Below are 1082 nucleotides of genomic sequence, written 5' to 3'. Positions count from 1 at the left end.
GCAATGCCCGCTGGCCGCGCGCGAGAAGCCCGACAGCTCGCCCTGCACGACACAGGCGCTGAAGCGCGCGGCCAGCGCGTCCGACACCGCGTTGACCAGCCCCGCGACGCTCCAGACCTGGCGCTCGCCCCGCCCCGCCGAGCGCTCAAACATGTGCAAACCCAGCGTTCATGCGGGTCGAGAACTCCACAAGCCCGCCAATCAAGGGCTGGCGGCACGATTCGGCTGTCATGCCGCATTCACAATCGCCCAAGTCATTGATTTTCAACGTTTTTTTCATGCTTAAAGATTGAGCAATCTGTGGCAGAGCCTGATTTGGCGCGGCTTTGGCGCGTTCGACCCACGGTTGCCCACAAAGTTATCCACAGTTGCGGTGGACTCAGGATGTAGTCGGCCGGCACTACATCAACTCACCGTGTCGGACCGCGGCCGGCAAACATGCGGTTGCCTTGCCGTTGTGCGTGGCGGGCCTGCCTTGGGGTCATAATCGCGCGTCCAAAAAGAGACCGCACGGGACCGCAGGGTCCGGCCGTCGGTCGCGCCGTCGGTCGCAACTCCTGCGCATCGCCGCACCCCATCATTGCTGAGAGGACCGGATTGTTTTCGATCATACAAGCCGCTGGCTGGCCGATCTGGCCCTTGCTCCTGTGTTCCATCATTGCGCTCGCGCTGATCATCGAGCGCCTGTCCAGCCTGCGGGTCGCGCGCATCGCGCCGCCCCGGCTGCTCGATGAAGTGATCTCGGTCACCCGCGCCCACCTGCCGGCCGCCGACGTCGTCAACAAGCTCGCCGACAACTCGCTGCTCGGCCAGGTGCTCGCCACCGGCCTGCGCGCGATCATCGCCGACCCGCGGATCTCGCACGACAACCTGCACGGCGCGTTCGAATCCGCCGGCCGCAGCGCGGTGCACAAGATGGAGCGCTTCCTGAACACGCTGGGCACCATCGCGTCGGCCGCGCCGCTGCTGGGCCTGATGGGCACGGTGATCGGCATGATCGAGATCTTCGGCTCGCAGGCGCCCACCGGCGGCAGCAACCCGGCACTGCTGGCGCACGGCATCTCGGTCGCGCTGTACAACAC

Annotated in this window: 1 protein-coding gene; it reads left to right on the top strand. The window is 65.8% G+C overall.

Features of this window, described 5'->3' with window-relative positions:
* Window positions 1–597: 597 nt before the first annotated feature.
* A partial coding sequence (locus AC1D15_RS33795) for a MotA/TolQ/ExbB proton channel family protein (RefSeq protein WP_477829503.1) occupies window positions 598–1082 on the top strand: 485 nt, incomplete at its 3' end.

This window comes from Rhizobacter sp. P2_H2 (assembly GCF_056403375.1).
The sequence above is the reverse complement of the archived record's forward strand: the minus strand, read 5'-3'. Positions and strand labels throughout refer to the sequence as shown.